The sequence below is a fragment of the Kluyvera sp. STS39-E genome (genome assembly GCF_040932435.1).
Lineage (GTDB): Bacteria > Pseudomonadota > Gammaproteobacteria > Enterobacterales > Enterobacteriaceae > Kluyvera.
The window spans coordinates 1-346 of record NZ_JBFQGA010000030.1 but is presented as its reverse complement, the minus strand read 5'-3'; the positions used below and the strand labels follow the sequence as shown (position 1 = coordinate 346).

Below are 346 nucleotides of genomic sequence, written 5' to 3'. Positions count from 1 at the left end.
CTGGCAGTTCCCTACTCTCGCATGGGGAGACCCCACACTACCATCGGCGCTACGGCGTTTCACTTCTGAGTTCGGCATGGGGTCAGGTGGGACCACCGCGCTACTGCCGCCAGACAAATTCTTTTACTAGCGCCGAAATTTAACCTAAAAACTGGTGCTGATACCCAGAGTCGAACTGGGGACCTCACCCTTACCAAGGGTGCGCTCTACCAACTGAGCCATATCAGCACACTAAATTTGATGCCTGGCAGTTCCCTACTCTCGCATGGGGAGACCCCACACTACCATCGGCGCTACGGCGTTTCACTTCTGAGTTCGGCATGGGGTCAGGTGGGACCACCGCGCT

The 346-nt window shown here is 56.6% G+C and carries 1 tRNA gene and 2 rRNA genes; all 3 read right to left on the bottom strand.

The features are described from left to right. Positions 1-114 (bottom strand): 5S ribosomal RNA (gene rrf, locus AB4K05_RS24700); the annotation flags it as partial. Positions 115-152: 38 nt separating this feature from the next. Continuing rightward, positions 153-228: transfer RNA gene (locus AB4K05_RS24695), tRNA-Thr, on the bottom strand. A 14-nt stretch (positions 229-242) separates the two neighbouring features. After that, positions 243-346: ribosomal RNA gene (rrf, locus tag AB4K05_RS24690) — 5S ribosomal RNA — on the bottom strand; the annotation flags it as partial.